Genomic DNA, 24,092 nt, shown 5'->3' on the forward strand with positions numbered 1-24,092 from the left:
AAACTTAAAACAATAAAGTCCCAGGATGAATAAAGATTTTTTAGAATATCAAGCACAAACTACTCCCGATCCTTTAGGTATGGAAGTAAGTCATGCTGAAGGATCGTTTATTTATACTACCGATGGCAAGAAATATTTAGACTTCGTAGCAGGTGTATCTGCCTGCGGTCTTGGGCATAGGCATCCTGTCGTGGTTAAAGCCATCAAAGAACAACTGGACAAATACATGCATGTGATGGTGTATGGAGAATATATCCAGTCTCCGGCTGTAGAATTTACTAAATTATTAGCTAAACACTTGCCAGAGCCACTTTCTCAAACCTATATGGTTAACAGTGGTACAGAAGCTATTGATGGTGCTATGAAGCTGGCCAGAAGAGCTACTGGAAGAAGTCAAATTATTGCGGCGAGACATTGTTATCATGGTAATTCTTACGGGGCACTGAGTTTGATGGACTACGAAGAGCGTATTGCTCCATTTAGGCCACTTGTTGGAGCTATTACTCATATCCAATTCAATGTAGAAACCTGCCTTGATGTCATTACCCCAAATACAGCTGCTGTCATTTTAGAAACTATACAAGGTGGTGCAGGCTTTATTTTGCCAGAAAATGATTATTTGATAAAGGTGAAGCGAAGATGCGAAGACGTTGGAGCCTTATTGATCCTTGATGAAATTCAGCCAGGCTTCGGGAGAACAGGTAAACTGTTTGGATTTGAACACTTTGATATTATTCCTGATATACTTGTGATTGGTAAAGCCATGGCCTCCGGATTACCCGTAGGAGCCTTCACCGCTTCAAAAGAATTGATGAGCCTACTAAGCGATAAACCTAAGTTAGGGCATATTACCACTTTTGGGGGTAGTCCTGTGATAGCAGCTGCATGTAAAGCAACTTTAGACGTATTAACGACATCAGATTTAATTTCTGATGTTCAGTATAAAGAAAAGCTGTTTCGGCAGTTATTACAGCATCAGCTAATAACTGAAGTTAGGGGTAAAGGACTTATGCTGGCACCAATTTTCAAAACTGAAGATATTGCAAATCATGTTGTGCTTACAGCTAAAGATCAAGGATTGATTTTATTCTGGCTTTTGTATGAAAAAAAGGCTATTCGCATATCACCACCCTTAACTATTTCAATGGAGGAAATCAAAAAAGGCTGTGGCATTATAATTGATATACTCGATTCATACAAAGCATCCGTAAGTCGTGAATAACTTGTGGATAACAATTTCAAAAATCTCATTCTATATTGAAAAAAGTCGTTTATCTTAACCTAAAATTAATTCATTTTATATGCAATTAGGATCCTCTCACCACGAAGACTTTGATTTTCCAATAGAGAAATTTGAGCTGATGTTGAAAACCAACGAAGTCTTATTTTTTGATGCAGCTGAATTTGAGAATATAATTGGACACTATATTGATAGTGGACGATTAGCCTTAGCTAAAAAGGCCTTGAAATTGGCTTTAGATCAACATCCAAAATCGGTGAATCTGCTACTTATGAAAGCTGAACTCTATACTTTCGAAGATAAGTTTGAGAAAGCTATGGATTTGCTGGAGGACCTAAAATCATTAGAACCTAACAACGAAGAGGTTTATATTCTAATGGCTAATATTTACTCCAAACAGGATCTTCACCTGCAATCTATTGCTATCTTGAAGCAGGCATTGAAAATTGCTGATGACCTTATAGAAATTCATAGCATTATGGGTATGGAATATCTATTTCTGGAAGATTTTGAGAATGCAAAAGAAAGCTACATAAAGTGTTTGGAGAACGATGAAAACGATTACACTGCATTATATAATATTATTTATTGCTTTGATTTTTTGAATCAAAACGAAGCAGCTGTTCAATTTTTAAAGGGCTTTTTAGACAAACAGCCTTACTGTGAAGTGGCCTGGCATCAGCTTGGTAAGCTCTATTTTGAAGCTAAAGATTATGAGAAGGCCTTAGAAGCTTTCGAATATGCGATTATTTCTGATGAGTATTTTATTGGAGCTTATCTGGAAAAAGGTAAAGTCTTGGAACGACTCAAGAAATATGCTGAAGCTATTGAGTGTTACACGCTAACGCTTCAAATCGATGACCCTACTGCGTTTGCCTATTTACGAATAGGTAAATGTTTTCTTAAGCTAAATCAGCCAGAAAAAGCTTTAAAGCATTACAAAAAAGCACTTCATGAAGATCCATTACTGGATAAGGTTTGGCTTGCCCTTTCAGACTATCACGTTAAGATTAAAGATTATAAAAAGGCATTGTATTATATTAACAAGGCTATCAATATTGACGAAGAAAATGTGCTATACTGGAAGCATTTTGCTATTATAAATCTAGAGCTGGATAACATAAAAGATTCAGCTTTTGGATTCAAGAAAAGTTTAGAATTAGGAAATTACGAATTGGAAACCTGGATCACTAGGACTGATATTTTAATCGAGCTACAACACTACGAAGATGCAATCCAAACCTTAAATCATGCTGAGGTATTTTTTACAAATACTGCAGAGTTAGAATATAGGTATGCTGGGATTTACTTTCAGTTAGGAGAAATAGAAAAGTCAAAGCTGCATTTCGATAAAGCTTATGCGCTAGATTCCAATTATAGATACATCATGCGAGATTTGTTTCCAGATTTTAATTTGTAATAGTCACTTTCAATTAAATATGATGAGCTTTGGAGAAATGACAAGGTCTTTAAAGTTAAAGTGATCTGCAATAAATCTTAAAGTTTTTGGGGAACAGAAGAAGACATGCGTTGGGTCATCCTTATACCACCAGTCCTTAAACTCTTCTTCTGATATCCCATCTTGAAGTAGACTTGTTTTACAGTAAAGCTTGCCGGAGTCTTTCAAAAGTGATTTTAATAATGAAAATTCTTTACGAGGATAAAAGAAATGTTCCATGACCTCACAACAGATGATAAAGTCGTATTTAACCTCTAAAAGATGCAAATCGGGGTGAAAAATTGGGTCATAAAGGGCAATCTGTTTATAGCCATTATTTTTTAAGACTGCAGAAGCTACAGGACCTGTACCACAACCATAATCTAAGCCACTAGCAAACTTTGGAAATTGGAGTTGTACTGCATTGGTGATAGGCTCCACAAATTTTTGATACCTTGAATCCTCTACATCATTATTATGTTTTAAATACCTTGCTTTTTCGGTTTGAAGATCCACATAATTTTTGTTAGATAAGAATACAGCGTTACAGACTTTACACCTAAAGTAGGTTCTGTTAACATTCGATATAAAGCAAAAATAATCCGCTGCGTTGTTACACAGCGGACAATTTTGTTGTTCTTCGAATGACATAGGTTGCATTAAAGTTCTTTTATCTTTTTTAATTTGGTTTTCCACATTTCTAAATCTTCTTTAAGCTTGTCCATGTTTTTATATACGTCATTAACTAAAGGATTGTCTCGATCGGCATCTGAAAAAAACTGAAGGTTATTTTCCAATTGCTGAAGCTCAGCTTTGGTCTCATCAATTTTCTTTCTTAAAAAGGTTTGCTCCTTGTAGATGCGATGCGAATCATCTGCTTCTTCCAAATTTTGAAGTCGGTTTTGATATTTCATCAACTCTGCATCAGTTTTGCTGATATCGATTTGCTTAAAAATTTGATCTAAAGCTCTATTGAATTTATTTTCTACGTAGCGTTTATTGGCAGGTACTGTTCCAATTTCATTCCATTTACCGATGTACGATTTGACCAGTGCTATTGTGCTTTCATCGTTTTCTAGCTTTTCGTCTTTTAATTTTTGAATCAGCTCTCGTTTTTGATTGAAAGCTTTCATCTCTTCGTTATTCTCATTGTTTTTATTAGCATGGAATCTATCGAAATAATGATTGCAAGCCGCTTTGAATTCCTTCCATACCTTATCCGAATCTTTTCTAGGGACATGTCCAATTTTTTTCCAGTCGCTTTGAATTTTCTTCATCAAAGGAGTAGCGGTTTTGAAGTCTTCACTATCCTTATGTTCCTGAGCTATTTTAATGAGCTCTTTCTTTTTTTCGAGGTTCTCGTACTGTTCTGCCTTTAAAGCTTTATAAAAGTCATTTTTATTCTTATTGAAAGCCTTGGTCACTTTCCTGAACGTATTCCAGGTTTCATCCTGTTTTTGTTTTGGCACACTACCCGCTCTAAAGAACAAATCTCTAAGCTTATTCACATTTTTAATACGCTCTTGAGCGTCTTTATGTTGAGTAATTTGGGTTTCTGTAAGTTTTTTTATCTGTTCTATGATGTCCAGTTTCACTTTTAGATTTTCTTCCCTCTTCTGGTCTAAAACTTCAAAATGTGCCTGGCGTTTATCATGGATTTTCTTGGTAGCTTTACTGAATTTATCCCAAATTTCATCTCTAAATTCTTTAGCAACAGGGCCTAATTCTTCCTTCCACATTTTATGCAATAGTTGTAACTCACGAAATGCTCTGTTAACATCTTCTTCTTGAGACAATTCTTCAGCACGGTTGATGATTTTTAGCTTTTGATCTAGATTGTGTTTGAAGTCCATGTCTCTAAACTCCCTGTCCAGATGTAAAAAATCATAGAAACGCTCAATATGATGGTGATAATTATTCCACACGGTGTTATAGTCATTTCTTGGTACAGGTCCGGCATTCTTCCATCGTTCTTGAAGTTCCTTAAACTGATTGAAACTAGTATTCATACTTTCCCCAGACCCAATCATATTTTTCAATTCTTCTATAATACCTAGTCTGGTTTTTAGATTTGCATTCAGGTTCTTTTTTAGCTGAGCGTAATATTGATCCCTTTTTTCTCTGTAATTAAAATAGATAGTATTAAAATTCTTTTTTACAGGGGAAGAGTAATGAAAGTCGATAATATTCCCTCCGTCTGCAATAAACTCTTCTTTCTTTTCCTCAATAATGTCATTGAATTTTTTATCAAATTCTATCTTGATATTATTGACATGGTCTTTAATGGATTGAACCTTTTCTTTTTTGACTAGGCTCTCAAGCTCTATCACGAGCTCGTCAAGAGACATAGCGTGATAATCTTTCATCTCTATATCATGCCTCCTGGCAACATCCTGGTCTTCACCATCTTCAGCATTGGCATCTTCTACATCTTGATCTTTTTTATCTTCAGTATCAGTATCAGTATCAGTCTCTGCTTCTGTGTCATCTTGCTCATCTTCATCGTTAGCAGTACCTAAGACTTCACCTTCATCATCTTTAGCTTTTCCTTCATTACTAGGCTCAACCTCATTTTTCCTCACCACATCATTACTGGTGTGGTTTTCCTCTTCTTTCTTTTCCTGAGAGTCATCTGAATTATGATCATTCTGAGAAGAAGTTAAACTAGCGGAGTCTTGATTTGATTCTGAGCTATTTTCCTCGTTAATATCCTTTGGATCTTTGTGTTCTGACATTTCTTTCAATGTTAAGGTTCGTAAATTCGTTGAAATATAACAACTCCCTAACTACCTCACAAAAAATTATTCAATTTCCTAAGTATACCCGAATAAAAGCGTTAACTCAACTTTAACTGCAGCCAATTAAACTCAATTGATATTAGTAGGTCAAAGTGATGAACTAAAAAAATATACGACGTGTTTAAAAAGATATTGATTTTGCTTGTGTTGGTTCCAGTTTTTGGATTTACTCAGCAGTACGAATTAACAGGGAAAGTAGTAGATGCAAGTCAGGATTTTCCTCTGGAATATGCCTCAATAGCAGCCAAAAGTATAGAAGATGGCAGTGTTGTAAACGGGGGAGTCACCAATAGAGAAGGGGTTTTCTCCATAAAACTTGCTCCTGGGACTTATAATCTCGAAATAGAATACATATCTTTTGAAGTCAAAAAATTCAGCAATTTCACCATAGATAAAGATACAAATTTAGGTACGATAAGACTTGGCGCCAAAGCTGGAGAACTCGATGAAGTTACCGTTGTTGCTGAAACTACTGAGGTTGAGGTCAGACTTGATAAAAAGATTTATAATGTAGGAAAAGATTTAACTACCGCAGGCGGAACTGTAAGTGATGCTCTAGGCAATGTCCCCTCGGTAACTGTCGATATCGACGGAGCCATCAGTCTGCGGGGGAATGAAAATGTACGAATTTTGATTAACGGGAAACCCTCTTCCATTGCAGGTTTTGGAGATCAGGAAGTATTCCAACAATTGCCAGCAGAAGCTATCGAATCTGTAGAGGTGATAACCAGCCCCTCGGCCAGATACGATGCCGAAGGGACGGCAGGTATTATCAATATCATTTTAAAACGAGAAAAAACTCTGGGCGTCAATGGTTCTTTTAGAGGAACTCTAGGAGATCCTAAAAATACCGGAGCCTTCGCCGATTTGAATTTAAGAACCGAAAACTTTAATATTTTTACCAGTCTAGGTTATACTGATCGAACCCGACCTGGTAATGCTTTTTCAGATGTTGAATATTTAAATCCTACTGATAAATTTAGGAGAGTTATTGAAGATCGAGAGTATGATAGAAATGGTCAAAACTATAACCTCAATGCTGGGGTAGAATATTTTATTGATGATATGTCTTCTGTAACTGCTAGCTTCTTTGGACGTTTAGGTGATGATCGAGATGTGACTTCTAATGCGAATGATAGATTTGTTTTAGATTCCACAAATACAGTAGTTTTTGATAGTAACACTTTGAGAATTGAAGATGAACTTGAAGAAGATGAGCGCTTTCAATACGCATTAAATTATGAAAAGCGATTTGATAAAGAAAACAGAGACCATAAGCTAACCGCAGATTTACAGTATTCTAAAAGCGATGAAACAAAAACAGCTATTATCAATGAAGACCAATTAACACCAGTAGATTCGGTAGTTGCTTTTCAAGATGTACTAGAAACTGAGTTTGAAGAAAGTTTTTTAATTCAAGCGGATTATGTTCGACCAATGGGTGATGCTCAATTTGAAGCAGGTTTCAGAGGAGACTATTCAGATCAAAGTCAAAGATTTTTGGTTGAAAGTTTAAACACAATCGATGGAACTATAGGGCCAGATGCAGACATATCTAGTGATTTTGATTTCCAACAAAATATAACAGCAGTTTATGCACAATATGGTGATAAAATAGGAGAATTTTCTTACCTGTTAGGGTTAAGGTATGAGCAAACTCAGCTTATAGGCACCACCACACCATTATTTCCAGATGACGTTTCATCTCCAGAATTTTTAGATGTTCTTGATTTTGATAAAAATTTTGGTGGTTTTTTCCCCACAGTAAATATAGTTTACGAATTGGGTGAAGATGAAAATATTACATTGGGTTACAATAGAAGAATCAATAGACCCAGAAGTTGGTTCCTTAATCCATTTCCTTCTCAATCCAGTAGGGTGAATGTATTTCAGGGGAATCCAGATCTAGATCCATCATTTGCTAGTGCATTTGATCTAGGTTATTTAAAACGCTGGGAAAAGCTGACGTTAACCAGTTCTGTTTATTATCAAAGAGAAACGGATGCTTTTGAAAGAATCCAAAGAAACTCAGGAAGATTTACAGAAGGTGATAGCATCCAAATTAACGAAAATATACCTATCAACTTGGCTACAGAAGAACGATATGGAGGAGAAGTTGGTGTGCTTTATAATCCTGCCAAGTGGCTGAGAACCAATTTAAGTTTCAATTATTTTAGGTTTGAAAGCGAAGGTGAATTTGAAGGAGAAGAGTATGGCGCCACCAATGAAAGTTTTTTCGGTAGATTCAGTTCGAATATCATTTTACCATGGAAAATTCAATGGCAGACCAATGCTTTTTACAGAGGGCCAAGAGAGAATGCTCAAACAAAAACCGATCCTATTGCATCTGTAGATATGGGATTTAGTAAAGATTTTTTAAAAGATGACAACTTAACGCTGTCCTTAAATGTAAGAGATCTATTTAATTCAAGAAGAAGAGATCAATTTACTGTTGCTCCCACGTTTATTGAAGACAGTTCATTTCAATGGAGAGTTAGACAGGTGACGGCAACTTTGGTTTATAGATTTAATCAGCAAAAACGAGATCAACGACGTGGAGGTGATGAAGATTATGATGAGGGAGACTTTGGGGGATCTTGATTTATTCATATTAAACAAAAAAGCAGAATCCTAAGATTCTGCTTTTTTTATATCGATAAAACTAATTTATTATTAGTCGTCTTTCTTCTTTTTACTTTCTTTTATTTCCTTTAAACGTTCAATCAAAGAACCTCCTATCCAGTATGGAATAATCGCCGTGAGAAAAATCAATAACCAAAAGCCTATGGTTAAAATGGTTAAAAAAAGTAAGAACCCTAAATATTGATCAAATTCGAACATCAGAATAAATTTTGTTTATGCAAAGATAAATAAAGAATGAAATACATTCTATAAATCCGTAAAATAATTCTTTAGAAATTCAACTCATAACAAGAATAAAGCATATAATTCTTAAATTTGGGAAACTAAAATTTACGACATGTCTTATAGAATAGAAAAAGATACCATAGGAGACGTTAAAGTCCCTTCAGATAAACTTTGGGCGGCTCAAACTGAACGATCCAGAAATAATTTTAAAATTGGCCCACAGGGTTCAATGCCTTTGGAAATCATACATGGCTTTGCTTACCTGAAGAAAGCGGCAGCCTATACCAACGCAGAATTAGGGGTGTTGGAAGAAGAAAAGCGTGACTTAATTGCTCAGGTATGTGATGAAATACTGGAAGGTAAGCACGACGATCAATTTCCGTTAGTGATCTGGCAAACCGGCTCAGGTACACAGAGTAATATGAACGTCAATGAAGTTATTTCAAATCGGGTTCATCAATTGCAGGGGCATGAATTAGGTAAAGGTGAAAAGTTTGTAGCACCTAACGACGATGTCAATAAATCCCAATCTTCTAACGATACCTTTCCTACGGGAATGCATATCGCGATATATAAAAAAATAGTAGAAGTGACCATTCCAGGTGTTGAACAATTAAGAGACCAACTACAACATAAAGCAGACGCTTTTAAAGAAGTTGTCAAAATTGGTCGAACTCACTTTATGGATGCCACACCTTTAACTCTGGGTCAGGAATTTGGGGGTTATGTGTCTCAACTCAATCACGGTTTAAAAGCCTTAGAAAACACACTACCTCATCTTCAGGAACTGGCCTTAGGAGGTACTGCAGTAGGAACCGGGCTTAACACGCCTAAAGGCTATGCCGATAAAGTGGCTCAATACATTGCAGAATTTACAAAACTCCCCTTTGTGTCTGCAGAAAATAAATTTGAGGCACTAGCCGCTCATGACGCCTTAGTAGAAACGCATGGAGCTCTAAAACAATTGGCGGTCTCTCTCAATAAAATAGGTAACGATATCCGGATGTTGTCTTCCGGACCAAGAAGTGGTATAGGTGAAATCACTATACCTGCCAATGAGCCTGGTTCTTCCATAATGCCAGGGAAGGTGAACCCCACCCAGTGTGAAGCCTTAACTATGGTTTGTGCTCAGGTCATGGGAAATGATGTGGCTGTTGGAGTAGGAGGTATGCAGGGTCAATTTGAACTGAACGTCTTTAAACCAGTGATGGCAGCCAACCTGTTGCAATCAGCACAGTTGATTGGTGATGCCTGCGTATCTTTTGATGAAAATTGTGCAGCTGGTATCGAACCTAATCAAGAACGAATTGATGAGCTCTTAAGAAATTCATTGATGCTAGTTACTGCTTTGAATACAAAAATAGGCTATTATAAGGCAGCAGAAATAGCAAATACTGCTCACAAAAACGGTACAACCTTGAGAGAAGAAGCTGTTAATCTAGGCTATACTACCGAAGAAGAATTCGATAAGTGGGTAAGACCGGAGGATATGACTAACTCTTAATTGAAAGACCAAGAATTTGTAAAAAGTGGATTGGAGTATTTCAATCCACTTTTTTTATTTGGAATAGCCGTCAAGAATGGCTTTTGCAGAAAATCCCTCGAATTGACCATAGCGGTGAATACAAACATTTACAGGTAAAGGTTTTAGTACACCTTCCAAACCTTCATAATAATGAGTATCTTTTTTAAGTGTTACAGTTTCATCAGGTTGATTCGCTGGAGTATGGCTCTCAGGAATAATTAACAGAAAACTCAACTCTTTATAGGTTTCAAGCCAAGTTTCGAGAATATGGTCTACTTTAGTCATAATCTCAGTCGTAAATGGAGGGTCTAGGCACCAGTGCCCTGGATTCTCAGGCATTTCTAGGTTGAAAAAACTACCTCCGCTGCCAAAGATTTTATCGGTATCTTTAAATAAACTGTAGAATTGAGCTTGGGGTTTCCCTAAAACTCTCGCGTTAAACGGTGAAGCAAAGCCTTCATTTCGAATCCCCCAGTCATAAAACATATCGTAAACCCTTTGAGGAGGTCCTATGTGCCTGGTTTCTGCATAGATAGATGCATATCGCAATGCAGATCTTAAAATCGCATTAAAGGCTTCAGTCTTATCTGATTTTTTTTGAACAAAATGAAAAGCTTTGTCTATATATTGGTTGCGATGTAGTTTAAATTCTCCAATGCCAAAAGAAGTGGCGTCTATTTGACCCTCATCAGGAATGTCAATCGTTCTGTAATAAGACTTGGCAGCCTCTTCTATCATCTTTAGAATTTCTTGCGCTTCAGAGTCACTCAACTCTATAGAAGAATACGTAAATCCATTTTTAACTGCCTCTAAATCGACCTTAAGAAATAAATCCTGACCGTTGCACTTTTCACTAGGTTGCAAGTTCATCAATGTATTTTCTAAACCAGCCTTGATTTGAGATGGATTCCCTTTAGCGGATAATTTCTGGGATACATTTTTCAAAATCTCTTGACTTAATTTCCAATTTTGATATTCCTGTTTGACTTCTGAATTTATTTTTATGATATTCATGCTTTGGGTTTAAATGCTAAACTTTTAACTCCTAAAAAATCGGATATAATCTAAAGTATGTTTTTAATCTTTTCAGGAGGTCGACCTATTACCGCTTTATCATTGTTAATAACAATAGGTCTTTCAATCAGCTTTGGAAATTGATGAAGGGCCTCAATGATCTCTTCATCAGATAGCGATTTACCTTTGAATTGATCTTTCCAAACTTTCTCCTGAGTTCTCACCAGCTCTGCTGGTGATATGTCGAGCTTAGTTATTAAAGATTGAAGCTCGTTTTTTGTTGGTATATCATCAAGGTATTTTTTGATTTCAAAATCCTGACCTGACTCCTCTAAAATAGCCAAACCTTCTCTGGATTTTTTGCAACGTGGATTGTGGTATATTTCAATCATAAACTATCGGTTTCTTTTTTCTGTCCGCTACTCATTAAATAAGTTTTTAAGAAGGAGTCGATATGCCCATTCATCACATCATCTACATTACCGCTTTCATGGCCTGTTCTCACATCCTTTACTAGTTTGTAAGGATGCATTACGTAATTTCTGATTTGCGATCCCCATTCTATACTTTTCTTTTCCGATTCAATTTCAGACCGGGCAGCTTGTTGTTTTTGGAGTTCGATCTCATACAGCTGAGATTTTAGCATTTTCATCGCCTTTTCCCTGTTTTCCAATTGGGATCTGGTTTCCGAATTATGGATGACGATACCACTAGGATGGTGGGTTAAAATGGCTTTGGTTTCTACTTTGTTTACATTTTGGCCGCCGGCGCCTCCAGACCTTGCAAAGTCCCAACTAATTTCAGACGGGTTGATGTCTATTTCAATCGTATCGTCGACCAAAGGATAAACGTATACGGAAGCAAAAGAAGTATGTCGTTTGGCATTGCTGTCAAATGGAGAGATTCTCACCAAGCGATGCACCCCATTTTCTCCTTTGAGCCAGCCAAAGGCATAATCCCCTTCAATTTCTAAAGTGACTGTTTTAATACCTGCGACATCTCCAGATTGGTGGTTGAGTTCTCTTATTTTAAAGCCTTTGCGTTCTGCCCACATTACGTACATTCTCATCAGCATTTCTGCCCAGTCACAGCTTTCGGTACCACCTGCACCAGCGGTGATTTGAAGAATGGCCGTTAAAGGATCACTTTCCTCAGACAGCATATTTTTAAATTCGAGATCTTCAATGAGGTCAAGAGCTTCAGTGTATTTGGTCTGCAACTCTTCTTCGGAGACATCGCCCTCTTCGTAAAATTCATAGAGAACGCTTAGATCTTCTACTCGTTGTTTGGCTTCGTCGAAGCTTTTGATCCATTGCTTCTCATTGTTAATAGTCTGCATTAGTTTTTGGGCTTCTTGCGGCTTATCCCAAAAATCTGGTGCAAAGGTTTTTTCTTCTTCGTTGGAAACTTTTACGCGCTTAGCATCTAAGTCAAAGATACTGGTTTAAGGAAGTGATGCGTTCGTTGATGGTCTTTATTGAATCTGAATTGATCATGGTCGTATTTTTGTCAAATTTAAAAATTATAACTATCGCCATCAATCTTATTATGTTTATTTTCGAATAAAAAGTATAGAAATGAAAATTGATTTACGCAGTGATACCGTAACTAAGCCAACTAAAGACATGCTGGAGTATATGATGAATGCTGAAGTTGGTGATGATGTGTACAAAGAAGATACCTCTGTGAATCAGCTAGAAAGCTATTTAGCAGATCTATTTGGTATGGATGCTGCTCTATATTTCCCTACCGGATCGATGTCCAATCAGGCAGCAATCAAGCTACATACACAGCCCGGAGAACAATTGATTTGTGACAAATGGGCTCATGTTTATAATTATGAAGGGGGAGGTGCATCCTTCAATAGTGGTGTGTCCTGTAAACTGGTAGACGGAGATAAAGGGAAAATCACGGCTCAGCTGGTAGAAGAAGCCATTAATCCGCCAGATTTTTACCATAGTCCGCTTACTTCATTAGTATGTTTGGAAAATACAACCAACAAAGGGGGTGGTGCCTGTTATGATTTAGAAACCATCCGTTCTATAAGAGCGGTCTGTGATAAACATGGATTAGGTCTTCATTTGGATGGCGCAAGATTATATAATGCTATTGTAGCTCATAACCACGATCCAAAAGACTTTGGTAAAGAGTTTGATACCATCTCCTTGTGTCTGTCCAAAGGACTTGGAGCACCCATGGGCACTGTTTTGATGGGCAATCATGATCTTATGAAAGGAGCAATGCGTGTGAGAAAAGTTTTGGGTGGAGGCATGCGTCAAGTAGGCTACATGGCTGCCGGAGCTTATTATGCTTTACATCACCATGTGGATAGGATTAAAATCGACCATGAGCGAGCTAAAGACATTGAAAAGACTTTAAATGAGCACCCACTCATCAAAGCAGTCGATCACGTGGAAACCAACATTGTGATTTTTTATTTACAACCCCACCTGGATGAAATTAAATTTATGCGAGATTTGGAAGAAAAAGGAATTCGAATTAGTAATATGGGGAATGGAAAGATGCGATTGGTCACACATCTCGATTATACCGAAGATCAGCATAATTTCTTTCTGGAGACTTTGAAGTCTTTATAAAGGAAAAAAGCTGACTCGATTAAGGGTCAGCTTTTTTAAAATATCAAAATACTTTTTTCTAATTATTCTTATTATAATCTGCTAGAAACTTTTCTAATCCGCTGTCGGTTAAAGGGTGTTTTAATAATCCTTCGATTGAAGATAATGGACCGGTCATTACATCTGCTCCAATTTTTGCACAATCGATCACATGCATGGTATGCCTTACGGAAGCAGCTAAGATTTGAGTCTCGAACATATAATTATCATACACCAATCTAATTTCTTCAATTAAGTTCAGTCCATCTGTAGAAATATCATCCAGCCTACCGATGAATGGCGACACATAAGTAGCCCCTGCTTTAGCAGCTAGAAGGGCCTGACCAACGGAAAATACAAGCGTACAGTTAGTTCTAATTCCTTTTTCAGAAAAATATTTGATGGCTTTTACTCCTTCTTTAATCATAGGGACTTTCACAACAATTTGGTCATGAAGCTCTGCTAATGCTTCTCCTTCTTTCACTATACCTTCAAAATCTGTAGATATGACTTCAGCACTTACGTCTCCATCCACAATCTCGCAGATTTTAATGTAGTGATTCTTGATATTCTCCTCGCCAGTAATGCCTTCTTTAGCCATTAAGGATGGATTAGTAGTTACGCCGTCCAAGATGCCAAGATCCTGAGCTTCTTTAATTTGGTCGATATTAGCTGTGTCGATAAAAAATTTCATAGGTATTTGTTTTTATTACAAATTTACAGTTTATAGTGTTTCAGGAGCAATCTTTCAAAAACTTTATCAGGTAAGATGTGTTTTAAGAATACGGAGATCTTTTGCGTAAAATCTCCAACTTTATAATGAATTTTAGGATTTGAGTTTTGCATGATCGCGAATACACTTTTAGCCATCAAGTTAGGGTCCTTGCCTTCATCTACATGTTCATCCATCAGTTTAAGACTTTCTTCGTAGACTTCTTTATAAGGCGAATGGTCTTGAATAGGGGCATGGTATCGGCCTGCAGCAATATTGGTGGCAAAATCACCTGGCGCCACGTTGGTCATTTTTATTCCAAAGGCTTTTAGTTCCATTCGGTAGGCTTCAGTAGAAAGCTCTAATGCTCCTTTAGAAGCTGAATAGAATCCTCGAAATGGTAAGCCCATGTAGCCAGCAATAGAGGTGATATTGATGATGAATCCTGATTTTTGAGTTCGCATGTAAGGCAACACAGCGTTAATAACTCGTAATGGTCCAAAGTAATTGGTTTCAAACACCTTTTTTTGCTCGTCTTCTGGTATTTCTTCCATCGGGCCTGTAATGCCTGCGCCTGCATTGTTGATTAAGAAATCGATTCTACCTTCTATTTCTATAAGCTGGTTAACGGCAGAATTTACACTTTCAGTCTTAGTGACGTCTAAGGTGAGAAAATGAATTCCATTTAGTCTTTCATGCTTGGGATTCCTGGAGGTTCCGTATACTTTATAGTTCTGTGTAGCTAAATATTCCCCAATAGACTTTCCAATGCCTGAGGAGGCTCCAGTAATCAAAACGACTTGCTGCATGAATAATTCAATTTGCGCAAATATCTAACTAATCGGTAGAAGAAAAAAATGGAAGAAAATATTGGGAATAAAAAAAGGCAAGCGACCTACATCACACCGCTACGACCATCTACCCTTGCTGCGTTCCCGCCCTGGGGGATTCGACAGGAGCTGGTTGTGTAGGACTTGCCGACTGCAAATATACAATCTTATTTAAAGTCAACAAGCTCTTTTTTGATCAAATTACCTATTTTTACTTTCAATTTGAATTATAAATTTATGAGATTTTTCAACCCTTTGGTAGTCATATTTTTAAGTTTAATTTTAATATCCTGTGACGAAGATCTCACCAAGGATTTTAAAATTTCACTGGATAAAAAGTCGACATCCTTTACCAACTCCGAAAGTATTTCAGGAAAGATTAAGGCCTTAAAAGATCACGAGGTAACTTCAGTTGAAATTGAATTCCAGGACCAGGTCATTGCCTTAAGTGATGTGGGAGAAGCTTTCAATATTGATTTATCAACATCCAAATTAGGTTATCATATAGTGCAGGTAAAACTTAAGGTTAATAGCGAACTGGTAAAGCTTTCTAAAAAAGTAAAGCTTCTAAATGATGAGGCTCCAGAACTGTATACTTACGAGATCGTTAACACGTATCCACACGATATTTTAGCTTACACACAAGGACTTGAATTTCATCAGGACACCCTTTACGAAAGTACAGGGCAACGCGGAGAATCTACGTTGAGAAAAGTCGATTACCAAACTGGAGAAATATTCAATAAAGTTAAGTTGGATGATTTTTATTTCGGTGAAGGTTTAACTATTCTAAAGGATAAAATTTACCAATTAACCTGGCAATCTCAGGAAGGTTTAATTTACGACCTTAACACTTTTGATTTAGAAGGTAAATTTGCTTATTCTGAAAGCAAAGAAGGCTGGGGATTATGCAATGATGGAATGCAGCTTTATAAAAGCGATGGAACAGATAAAATTTGGATTCTAAATGCTGAATCTCTTGAAGAGAAAAGTTTTATTCAACCAACTACCCACAAAACCGTTTTAAATCAAATGAATGAGTTGGAATGGGTTGAAGGTAAAATTTACGCTAATACTTATCAAAAAGATGGCGTGGTGATCATCAACCCCAAAACAGGAGCTGTGGATGGAGTAGTGGACTTTAGAGGATTAAGGGATCAAGTAAAGCAACATTCGAGACTGGATGTTTTAAACGGTATTGCCTATCATAAAGAAACTAAGCGCTTGTTTGTAACCGGTAAAAACTGGGATAAATTATTTGAAGTCAAACTGACAAAAAAATAAAAAATTTTAAAATTCGTTTCGAACTAATAACATTTTATGAAACAGTTTCTTTTACTCTTATCTCTTATCAGCCTGATAAGCTTCTCTTCCTGTCGGGATGACTTTGAATCCGAACTTAGCTTTGGTGAACTAGAATTTTCTCAAGATACAGTTTATCTGGATACAGTATTTACCAATATCGGTTCAAGCACCTACAGTTTTAAAGTCTATAACCGCAGCGATAGGGATATAATCATTCCAAGGGTAGAATTGAATGCGGGTGAAAGTTCAAACTTTAGATTGAATGTGGATGGTATCGCAGGAAAATCGATTTCAGACGTTAATATTTTAGCAAAAGACAGCATTTTTGTCTTTGTAGAAGTCACAGCAGACATTGATGAGCTTTCTCAAAATGACTTATCGTTTTTGTACACCGACCAAATCAATTTTGATGCTGGGGATAATCTACAGAAGGTGGAGTTGGTGACTTTGGTTCAGGATGCAAATTTTTTATTCCCAGAACGCTTTGAAGACGGTTCTACCGAGACCTTAAGTTTAGGTTTGAACGAAGATGGAGAGGAGATCCAAATCGATGGATTTATTTTAGACCCAGAGCACTTAACGTTTACCAACGAAAAACCCTACGTCATCTATGGTTTTGCAGGAGTTCCATCTGGTGAAACCTTGTCTATAGAAGCTGGAGCCAGAGTGCATTTTCACGATAATAGCGGCATTATAGCAGCAAGTGGCGCTTCGGTTCAAGCTATAGGTGGCTTAAGCAGTGATCCTGAGCTTCTGGAAAATGAAATTATTTTTGAAGGCGACAGGCTCGAACCTGGTTTTGCTGAGGTTCCAGGCCAGTGGGCAGCCATATGGTTAACTGAAGGAAGCACTAATCATATATTTAATCATGTAACGATTAAAAACTCTACAGTTGGTATTTTGATGGATTCCAATGATGGAAGTGGTCAACCCACTTTGACTCTTAGAAACACTCAAATTTATAATTCAGCTAATGTGGGCTTACTAGCTAGAACTGGTTTTGTAGAGGGAGAAAACTTGGTGATAAATAATAGTGGTCAAGCATCGCTGAATTTATCTCTGGGGGGACGTTATAATTTTAAGCACTCTACCTTTGCTAATTACTGGGACAATGGTTTTAGACAATTTCCGGCGGTTCTGATTGAAAACAATCTAGAGTCCGGCGAAACTCTTTTTGTGGCCGATCTACTTGAGGCTAATTTCAGTAATTGTATCATTTATGGAAATGAAAATATTGAATTGCTATTCAATAGAGTAGAGGAAGCTGCTTTTAACTACAAATTCGATAATTGTTTGATCCGATTCAATGATTTTAATAATCGATTTGTGGATGATGAGCTATATGATTTTGAAGACCCTGTTATTTTTGAAAATATAGTTCTCAATGAAATGCCTCAATTTCTAAATCCAGACTCAAATCAACTTATTATCAGAAATGACTCCCCAGCTAATGCAATAGGCAATCCAACTACAGCTGGCCAGGTACCTTCAGATATTTTGGGTGTCAATCGGACTCAAAATCCAGACCTCGGTGCCTATCAAAGCATTCAATTTGAAGACTAAAAAAATCGCTCTTTTCAGAGCGATTTAATATTCATTCAAATAGTTCAATTACTATTTAGTATTTTACAATTTCAGCAAATAATGGTTTTTGACTCATCATCGTATGAACTTGTTCTTTTATAGCTTCAAGGCGAGATGAATCTTCAAAATTCATAATCACTTCGTCTATCAGATTGACAATTTGTTTCATTTCATCGGGCTGTAGACCTCTGGTGGTTATGGCTGGAGTTCCAATTCTAATGCCTGAGGTGACAAAAGGAGAACGATCATCAAAAGGAACCATATTCTTATTGACGGTGATTCCGGCAACCCCTAAAGCTTCTTCAGCTTGTTTGCCCGTAATGTTTTTATTTCTCAAGTCGATAAGCATCATGTGATTATCGGTACCGCCAGAAATGATTTTATAATCCTTCTCTATAAATGCGTTAGCCATAGCTGAAGCATTATCAATGACTAATTTTTGATAATCTACAAAGTCTTGAGTTAAAGCTTCTCCAAAGGCTACTGCTTTTGCCGCGATGATGTGTTCTAAAGGACCGCCTTGATTGCCAGGAAATACCGAACTATCCAACATGCTTGACATTTTCTTCAACTTTCCGTTCTTCAATTTCTCACCAAAAGGATTTTCGAAATCTTTACCCATCAAAATGATTCCTCCACGAGGACCTCGAATGGTTTTATGGGTCGTTGAGGTAACGATATGACAGTGATCGACTGGACTTTGTAATAAACCAGCAGCAATAAGACCAGCAGGGTGAGCCATATCTGCCAGTAAAATGGCACCAACTTCATCTGCTATTTCTCGAAAGGTCTTGTAATCAATTTCTCTGGAATACGCAGAGGCACCAGCAATAATCATTTTGGGTTGCTCTTTATGAGCCACTTTTCTTACCATGTCATAATCGATCAATCCTGTTTTTTCATCTACTCCGTAGAAAACAGGATCGTATAGTTTACCAGAAAAATTAACTGGAGAACCATGGGTGAGATGTCCACCATGAGATAGATCAAATCCTAGAATTTTATCACCTGGCTTCAGACAGATTGAAAAAACAGCTGTGTTGGCCTGAGATCCAGAATGAGGCTGTACATTGGCATACTCAGCTCCAAAAAGCTGCTTTAAGCGTTCTCTGGCGAGATCTTCAATTTTATCAACAACCTCACAGCCTCCATAATATCGCTTTCCAGGATAACCTTCAGCGTATTTGTTTGTCAATACTGAACCTGCTGCGTCCATCACATCCTGACTAGCGAAATTCTCACTAGCAATTAATTCTAAGCCGTTTAGCTGACGGTTTTTTTCTTCTAGAATCAAGTCTGAAATAGCCTTATCTTTCATCGAGATAGTTTAAAGTTAAATATGTTTCAAATTTAATTATTTAGAATGGTTAATACACTTAATATAATATATTTGAAGGAAGTTTTAAGATTAATTTGAAATCACAAAACCTAATTCTATGTCCTTAAAAGCTAATGATCCTTCAAGAAAAACATGGTTGGATCTTCCAGATAATACCGATTTTCCTATCCAAAACATCCCTTTTGGAGTTTTTCTTACCCGAGATGATATCATTACCATAGGGACTCGAATAGGAGATTATGCAATAGACCTAGGCGCTCTTCACCAGCTTGGCTATTTTAAAGATATTCCCTTAACAGATGATATCTTTCTTCAAGATACGCTTAATGATTTTATTGCAGATGGGAGGAAAACATGGAGAGCGGTGAGGAATAGGGTTGCTGAATTATTTGATGCGACCAACGACGAATTAAAGTCTAACGCAAAAGACAGGGAAACCATATTATTTACCTTGGACGAGATCGAAATGCAGATGCCTGTTCAGGTAGGAGATTATACAGATTTTTATTCGAGTAAAGAACATGCGACCAATGTTGGTAAAATGTTTCGTGATCCAGAAAACGCGTTATTGCCTAACTGGCTGCATGCGCCCATTGGTTACCATGGTAGAAGCTCTTCTATTGTACCCAGTGGTATACCTATTCATCGTCCACAAGGTCAAAAGTTACCTAAAGGATCTGATGAACCTATTTTTGGACCTACACGTCATCTCGATTTTGAATTGGAAACGGCTTTTATCACCACAGCCAGTAATCACTTGGGCGAACCTATACCCGCTGCAGAAGCAGAAGAGTATATTTTCGGTATGGTTCTTTTTAACGACTGGAGTGCCAGAGACCTCCAGAAATGGGAGTATCAGCCTCTTGGACCATTTTTAGGTAAGAATTTTGGTTGCTCAATTTCACCCTGGATCGTCACTCTAGATGCTCTAGAGCCCTTTAGAGTAGAAGGACCGGCGCCAGTGAAAAAATTATTACCATACCTGGAAACTCAAGGTAAAAAGAGCTTTGATATTAGCTTAACAGTGTCTATCACTCCAGATCGAGGAGAAGAAACTGTCATTACCAAGTCCAATTTTAAGTATATGTATTGGAATATGAGTCAACAATTGGCTCACCACACCGTCAATGGCTGCCCTGTGAACAGTGGTGACCTTATGGCTAGTGGTACCATTTCAGGACCAACCCCAGAATCCTACGGCTCTATGCTAGAGTTATCCTGGAACGGTTCCAAGCCTGTCAAATTGAAAGACGGTCAGGAGCGTAGATTTATTGAAGATAATGATACGGTAACCATGAGAGGGTATTGCCAGAATTATGAAGTAAGAATAGGATTTGGAGAAGTTTCTACTAAAATTTTACCAGTTTTTAAAACCTAGATTAAGTCGCTAGAAACTTAGATTGTTCATCAGGGTTTGGCATCGGACAGGTTTCCGTTTTTCCAAACCACTGATAACGATGTTTAGCTACAAAATCATAAACCAAATTTCTAAGCCCTTCAGGTAAGTATAAGAATATGCTTAATACGGGATAGAGTTTAGATAAATCTTTACAAATTTCAAGGGCTGCAGTAGATTTAATGTAATAGGCATTTCCAGGATCTATTAAAACGATAGAATCAATAGTTGAAGTGTCAATACCACGTTCTTTAGTCAATTCTCTACCCAAATCACTTTCCAGTGATGCAAATCGAAAGGTATCTTTTTTATCTCTTTTGATGATAAATCTGACTGATGCGTTACAGAAATTGCAAACGCCATCGAACAGAACTATTTTTTTTCCTTCTGGTAAATTCATTTTTTGGCTCTTTTTACCAACTCTAATTGATCTTCAGCAACGCTCGTTGTAAACATACCGTAATTTACAACAACTTTTCCTTTTTCAAACTTATCGATGGTACCTACAGCTCGTCCGTCAAAAAGTCTCACAGAATCTCCTTCGTATAATTTTGGTCGTTCTGGAGTTTTCGAATGTTCTTCGTCTCTCTTGGATTTTTCTTTTTTCTTTTTTGTTCTTATTTTTTCTACTTTCTTCTGCGCTTCTTCCTTTATCTTTTTTTCTTTTTCACGCTGAATCTTTTCTTCTTTCCGCGTTTGCTTGATTCGTTTCGAATTTTCACGTTCAATAACTTTTAAAACATTGGAGTAAAGTTGCTTTTTGTTTTTATTGTTAAAGTATTGCAAGCCTATCTTATCGATTTTTTCACCTATTCCAATCATCCGTTGGTGGCTATCGTACAACTCCTGATAATTTTCAAGCTTTTGCTGAATCTTAGAATTAATTTCATCTAGCTTCTCTTGCTCTTTTTGAGTTTCATCGGTCTTAGACTTTAATTCAGAATTGGTTTTAGCAAGTTTGGAGCGTTCCATCTGAAGCTTGGCAATGCTTTTGTCAAATCTGATTTTACCTCGCTCTACCTTTTTCTTTGCTCGGTTAATCAAGCTATAAGGGATTCCGTTTTTTTGAGCAACTTCAAAGGTAAATGAACTTCCAGCTTCTCCAAGTTTTAATTCAAACAAGGGCTCCATCGTATAACTATCAAAAGCCATATTCGCATTAACGATTTCAGAATTCTCATTAGCCATCATTTTAAGATTGGCATAATGTGTCGTGATGATACCGTAGGCTTTATTTTCATGGAAGACTTCCAGAAACGTCTCTGCTAATGCACCCCCAAGTTCAGGGTCAGTTCCTGTTCCAAACTCATCGATGAGAAATAAGGTTTTGTCATCGCAGGCCTTCAAAAACTTCCGCATATTTTTAAGGCGGTAACTATAGGTACTTAGGTGATTTTCTATACTTTGATTATCGCCAATATCGGTTAAGATTTTATCAAAAAAACATATTCTGGAATATTCATGTACAGGAACCAGCATGCCAGATTGAAGCATGATCTGAACCAAACCTATCGTTTTTAAAGTAATACTTTTACCCCCAGCATTTGGTCCTGAAATCACTATAATTTGTTGTTTTTCATTTAAGGTGATATCTTGAGCGTATGTCTTTTTTCCTATTTTATTATGATTGATGAGTAATAAGGGATGAAAAGCATCTTTTAAATAGATTTCCTTTTCAGTGGTGATTTTAGGGAGAAGACCTTCGTACAACTCTGCGTATTTTACTTTGGCAGATACCAGATCAACTTCACTTAAATAATTTTGATATTGTTGTAAAAGCTCAATATAAGGCCTTAGAAAATCAGTGAGTGCTTTTAAAATTCTATTAACCTCCTCTTTTTCTTCATACTCAGCTTCATTCAGTTCTCGCTCACTTTGTTGAGTTTCTTCTGGCTGAATGTAAACAATATTTCCAGACTTAGAACTACCCAACATTGATCCCTTCACCTTTCGCTTATGCATTGCTGTAACAGCTAATACTCTTACGTTATCTACAACAGATTCCCTAATGTCATCTAGATAGCCATAACTACTGTATTTTGAAAGTGCCTTGGAAAAACTAGAATTTATTTTCCCTTTAGCTATGTTTATGGTTTTTCGTATCCTGAAGAGTTCCGGAGTTGCATCATTTTTGATTTCCCCAAATTTATCGATGATTCTTCGAATCTCATCTACAATTGAGGTGGTATATTCTATAGGTTGGGTGGACCTGAAAAGGTTGGGGTATAGCTCTTTATATTTTTCAAAAAATTTAATGTGTATATTAGTAGTATCAGATAAGTTGAGAATTTTTCTGAAACCATTCAGTTCCATGACAGACCCTTCAATATTTAATATCTTGATCGCTTCATCTACGCTTTCGAATCCGTGATTTGGTATTGGTTTTTCTTGTAAGGCGGAAGATTTGTATTCCTCAGTTTGATGAAGATGAAAATAAATAGATTTATAACTCTTATATGGCTTCAGGTGAAGAGCTTTATGTTTACCCTTTTCAGTGATGCAATATTCGCTCAATTGTGAGCAAATTGTAGGAAATTCTAAATCTATTAAGGCTTTTTCGCTTATGTTTATCATACTAAAATTCTACATTCGTAGTTTCACAAAAATACGCATAATTAATGGAGGTTCAGATTGAAGCAAATTGGAAAAGTATCTTAAAAGATGAGTTCGAAAAGCCTTATTTCAGTGATTTGATACAATTTGTGAAGTCTGAGTACAAATCCTATCAATGTTATCCTAAGGGATCTGATATTTTTAAAGCATTTGATTATTGTCCTTTTGATGACACAAAGGTGGTGATACTAGGCCAGGATCCGTACCACGGGCCTGGACAGGCTCACGGTCTTTGTTTTTCTGTCCCTAAAGGTATACCAATTCCCCCCTCATTAATTAATATTTATAGAGAGTTGAAAACTGACGTTGATTTGGAAATACCAGACCACGGAAATCTCGAATCCTGGGCTAGGCAAGGCGTTTTATTGCTTAATGCCACCCTAACGGTTAGGGCTCATGAAGCCGGGAGTCACCAAAACAAAGGCTGGGAACTGTTTACAGATGAAGTGATCAAAAAACTATCTCAGGAAAAAGTAGGCTTGATTTTTTTACTTTGGGGTGGCTATGCTAAAAAGAAATCAAAACTTATCAATGCTTCAAAACACTATATCCTAACCTCTGGACATCCATCGCCACTAAGTGCTAATAGAGGGTATTGGTTTGGAAATAAGCATTTTAGTAAAACCAATGCGTTATTAGATCAGCAAAATAAGAGTAAAATAACCTGGTAATTTATTTATCTGCAAATACTGTATGAGACTCAGTTTTGCGCTCTGAAAATAGTTTAGGGGTATTGACCTTCAGCTTCTTTTTCTTAGCTTTTTTTAATTGTGAATCTCCACAATCACAGCTTAATTTTAAAAGCAAGAAATTAA

At 36.9% G+C, this 24,092-nt stretch carries 20 protein-coding genes and 1 other RNA gene; 9 read left to right on the forward strand and 12 right to left on the reverse strand.

The features are described 5' to 3' along the window. Positions 1-25 precede the first annotated feature (25 nt). Together F598_RS0105720 and F598_RS0105725 are read left to right on the forward strand one after the other, a co-directional pair. A complete protein-coding gene (locus tag F598_RS0105720; protein WP_019038067.1) occupies positions 26-1,222 on the forward strand; it encodes an aspartate aminotransferase family protein in 1,197 nt (398 codons plus the stop codon). Positions 1,223-1,301: 79 nt separating this feature from the next. Continuing rightward, positions 1,302-2,660: a tetratricopeptide repeat protein gene (locus F598_RS0105725; protein WP_019038068.1), complete on the forward strand. Its 1,359-nt coding sequence runs from the start codon at positions 1,302-1,304 to the stop codon at positions 2,658-2,660. Between the two features lie 9 nt (positions 2,661-2,669). On the opposite strand, the gene F598_RS0105730 is transcribed toward F598_RS0105725, so the two are convergent. Beyond that, the gene (locus F598_RS0105730; protein WP_245539753.1) at positions 2,670-3,329 is read right to left on the reverse strand and encodes a class I SAM-dependent methyltransferase; all 660 of its coding nucleotides are present in this window, start codon (positions 3,327-3,329) and stop codon (positions 2,670-2,672) included. 8 nt (positions 3,330-3,337) lie between these two features. Beyond that, positions 3,338-5,413, reverse strand: a complete 2,076-nt coding sequence (locus F598_RS0105735; protein WP_019038070.1) for a DUF349 domain-containing protein — start codon at positions 5,411-5,413, stop codon at positions 3,338-3,340. A gap of 180 nt (positions 5,414-5,593) precedes the next feature. On the opposite strand from F598_RS0105735, the gene F598_RS0105740 reads away from it, so the two are divergent. Beyond that, the gene (locus F598_RS0105740; protein ID WP_245539754.1) at positions 5,594-8,077 is read left to right on the forward strand and encodes a TonB-dependent receptor; all 2,484 of its coding nucleotides are present in this window, start codon (positions 5,594-5,596) and stop codon (positions 8,075-8,077) included. A 72-nt stretch (positions 8,078-8,149) separates the two neighbouring features. Here F598_RS0105740 and F598_RS15435 read toward each other — a convergent pair whose 3' ends face one another. Further along, a complete protein-coding gene (locus tag F598_RS15435) occupies positions 8,150-8,317 on the reverse strand; it encodes a hypothetical protein (protein WP_019038072.1) in 168 nt (55 codons plus the stop codon). Between the two features lie 139 nt (positions 8,318-8,456). Between F598_RS15435 and fumC the strand changes: the two genes are divergently transcribed. Next, positions 8,457-9,848, forward strand: a complete 1,392-nt coding sequence (fumC, locus tag F598_RS0105750; protein ID WP_019038073.1) for a class II fumarate hydratase — start codon at positions 8,457-8,459, stop codon at positions 9,846-9,848. 54 nt (positions 9,849-9,902) lie between these two features. On the opposite strand, the gene F598_RS0105755 is transcribed toward fumC, so the two are convergent. The 3 genes from F598_RS0105755 to prfB all read right to left on the reverse strand — a co-directional run bounded on the left by F598_RS0105755 (position 9,903) and on the right by prfB (position 12,379). Further along, positions 9,903-10,883 carry a PCIF1 family methyltransferase gene (locus F598_RS0105755; RefSeq protein ID WP_019038074.1) on the reverse strand — a complete coding sequence of 327 codons (981 nt, stop codon included), beginning with the start codon at positions 10,881-10,883 and terminating at the stop codon, positions 9,903-9,905. 50 nt (positions 10,884-10,933) lie between these two features. Then, the gene (arsC, locus tag F598_RS0105760; protein ID WP_019038075.1) at positions 10,934-11,275 is read right to left on the reverse strand and encodes an arsenate reductase (glutaredoxin); all 342 of its coding nucleotides are present in this window, start codon (positions 11,273-11,275) and stop codon (positions 10,934-10,936) included. Continuing rightward, positions 11,272-12,379 (reverse strand): peptide chain release factor 2 gene (gene prfB / locus F598_RS0105765; RefSeq protein ID WP_157594964.1). Its coding sequence is split into 2 segments (ribosomal slippage): positions 11,272-12,315 and positions 12,317-12,379, totalling 1,107 coding nucleotides; the frame shifts between segments, so codons are not numbered across the junction. The genes arsC and prfB overlap by 4 nt, the downstream gene beginning before the upstream one ends. An 81-nt stretch (positions 12,380-12,460) precedes the next feature. Here prfB and F598_RS0105770 point away from each other — a divergent pair. Beyond that, on the forward strand, positions 12,461-13,480 hold the full coding sequence (locus F598_RS0105770) for a threonine aldolase family protein (RefSeq protein ID WP_019038077.1): 1,020 nt from the start codon (positions 12,461-12,463) through the stop codon (positions 13,478-13,480). A 58-nt stretch (positions 13,481-13,538) separates the two neighbouring features. On the opposite strand, the gene fsa is transcribed toward F598_RS0105770, so the two are convergent. The 3 genes from fsa to ffs all read right to left on the reverse strand — a co-directional run bounded on the left by fsa (position 13,539) and on the right by ffs (position 15,190). Beyond that, positions 13,539-14,192: a fructose-6-phosphate aldolase gene (fsa, locus tag F598_RS0105775; RefSeq protein WP_019038078.1), complete on the reverse strand. Its 654-nt coding sequence runs from the start codon at positions 14,190-14,192 to the stop codon at positions 13,539-13,541. A gap of 23 nt (positions 14,193-14,215) precedes the next feature. Then, the gene (locus F598_RS0105780) at positions 14,216-15,019 is read right to left on the reverse strand and encodes an SDR family oxidoreductase (RefSeq protein ID WP_019038079.1); all 804 of its coding nucleotides are present in this window, start codon (positions 15,017-15,019) and stop codon (positions 14,216-14,218) included. 72 nt (positions 15,020-15,091) lie between these two features. Further along, positions 15,092-15,190: signal recognition particle sRNA small type (ffs, locus tag F598_RS15070), an RNA gene on the reverse strand. Between the two features lie 87 nt (positions 15,191-15,277). Between ffs and F598_RS0105790 the strand changes: the two genes are divergently transcribed. Beyond that, positions 15,278-16,324, forward strand: coding sequence for a glutaminyl-peptide cyclotransferase (locus F598_RS0105790; protein ID WP_019038081.1), 1,047 nt, complete (start codon positions 15,278-15,280; stop codon positions 16,322-16,324). 36 nt (positions 16,325-16,360) lie between these two features. Continuing rightward, positions 16,361-17,908 (forward strand): hypothetical protein, encoded by a 1,548-nt coding sequence (locus F598_RS0105795; protein WP_019038082.1) that lies wholly within the window; start codon positions 16,361-16,363, stop codon positions 17,906-17,908. Positions 17,909-17,963: 55 nt separating this feature from the next. Here the strand turns inward: F598_RS0105795 and F598_RS0105800 are convergent, their stop codons facing one another. Then, a complete protein-coding gene (locus tag F598_RS0105800; RefSeq protein WP_019038083.1) occupies positions 17,964-19,247 on the reverse strand; it encodes a serine hydroxymethyltransferase in 1,284 nt (427 codons plus the stop codon). A 118-nt stretch (positions 19,248-19,365) separates the two neighbouring features. On the opposite strand from F598_RS0105800, the gene fahA reads away from it, so the two are divergent. Next, positions 19,366-20,646 carry a fumarylacetoacetase gene (gene fahA, locus F598_RS0105805; RefSeq protein WP_019038084.1) on the forward strand — a complete coding sequence of 427 codons (1,281 nt, stop codon included), beginning with the start codon at positions 19,366-19,368 and terminating at the stop codon, positions 20,644-20,646. A 1-nt stretch (position 20,647) separates the two neighbouring features. Here fahA and F598_RS0105810 read toward each other — a convergent pair whose 3' ends face one another. Continuing rightward, entirely contained in the window at positions 20,648-21,064 is a 417-nt protein-coding gene (locus tag F598_RS0105810) for a thiol-disulfide oxidoreductase DCC family protein (protein WP_019038085.1), read from the reverse strand. Beyond that, the gene (locus F598_RS0105815) at positions 21,061-23,238 is read right to left on the reverse strand and encodes an endonuclease MutS2 (protein WP_019038086.1); all 2,178 of its coding nucleotides are present in this window, start codon (positions 23,236-23,238) and stop codon (positions 21,061-21,063) included. The genes F598_RS0105810 and F598_RS0105815 overlap by 4 nt, the downstream gene beginning before the upstream one ends. Positions 23,239-23,282: 44 nt before the next feature. Between F598_RS0105815 and ung the strand changes: the two genes are divergently transcribed. Continuing rightward, positions 23,283-23,948 carry a uracil-DNA glycosylase gene (gene ung, locus F598_RS0105820; protein ID WP_019038087.1) on the forward strand — a complete coding sequence of 222 codons (666 nt, stop codon included), beginning with the start codon at positions 23,283-23,285 and terminating at the stop codon, positions 23,946-23,948. Positions 23,949-24,092: the final 144 nt, after the last annotated feature.

The organism is Psychroflexus tropicus DSM 15496 (assembly GCF_000378765.1).
Lineage (GTDB): Bacteria > Bacteroidota > Bacteroidia > Flavobacteriales > Flavobacteriaceae > Psychroflexus > Psychroflexus tropicus.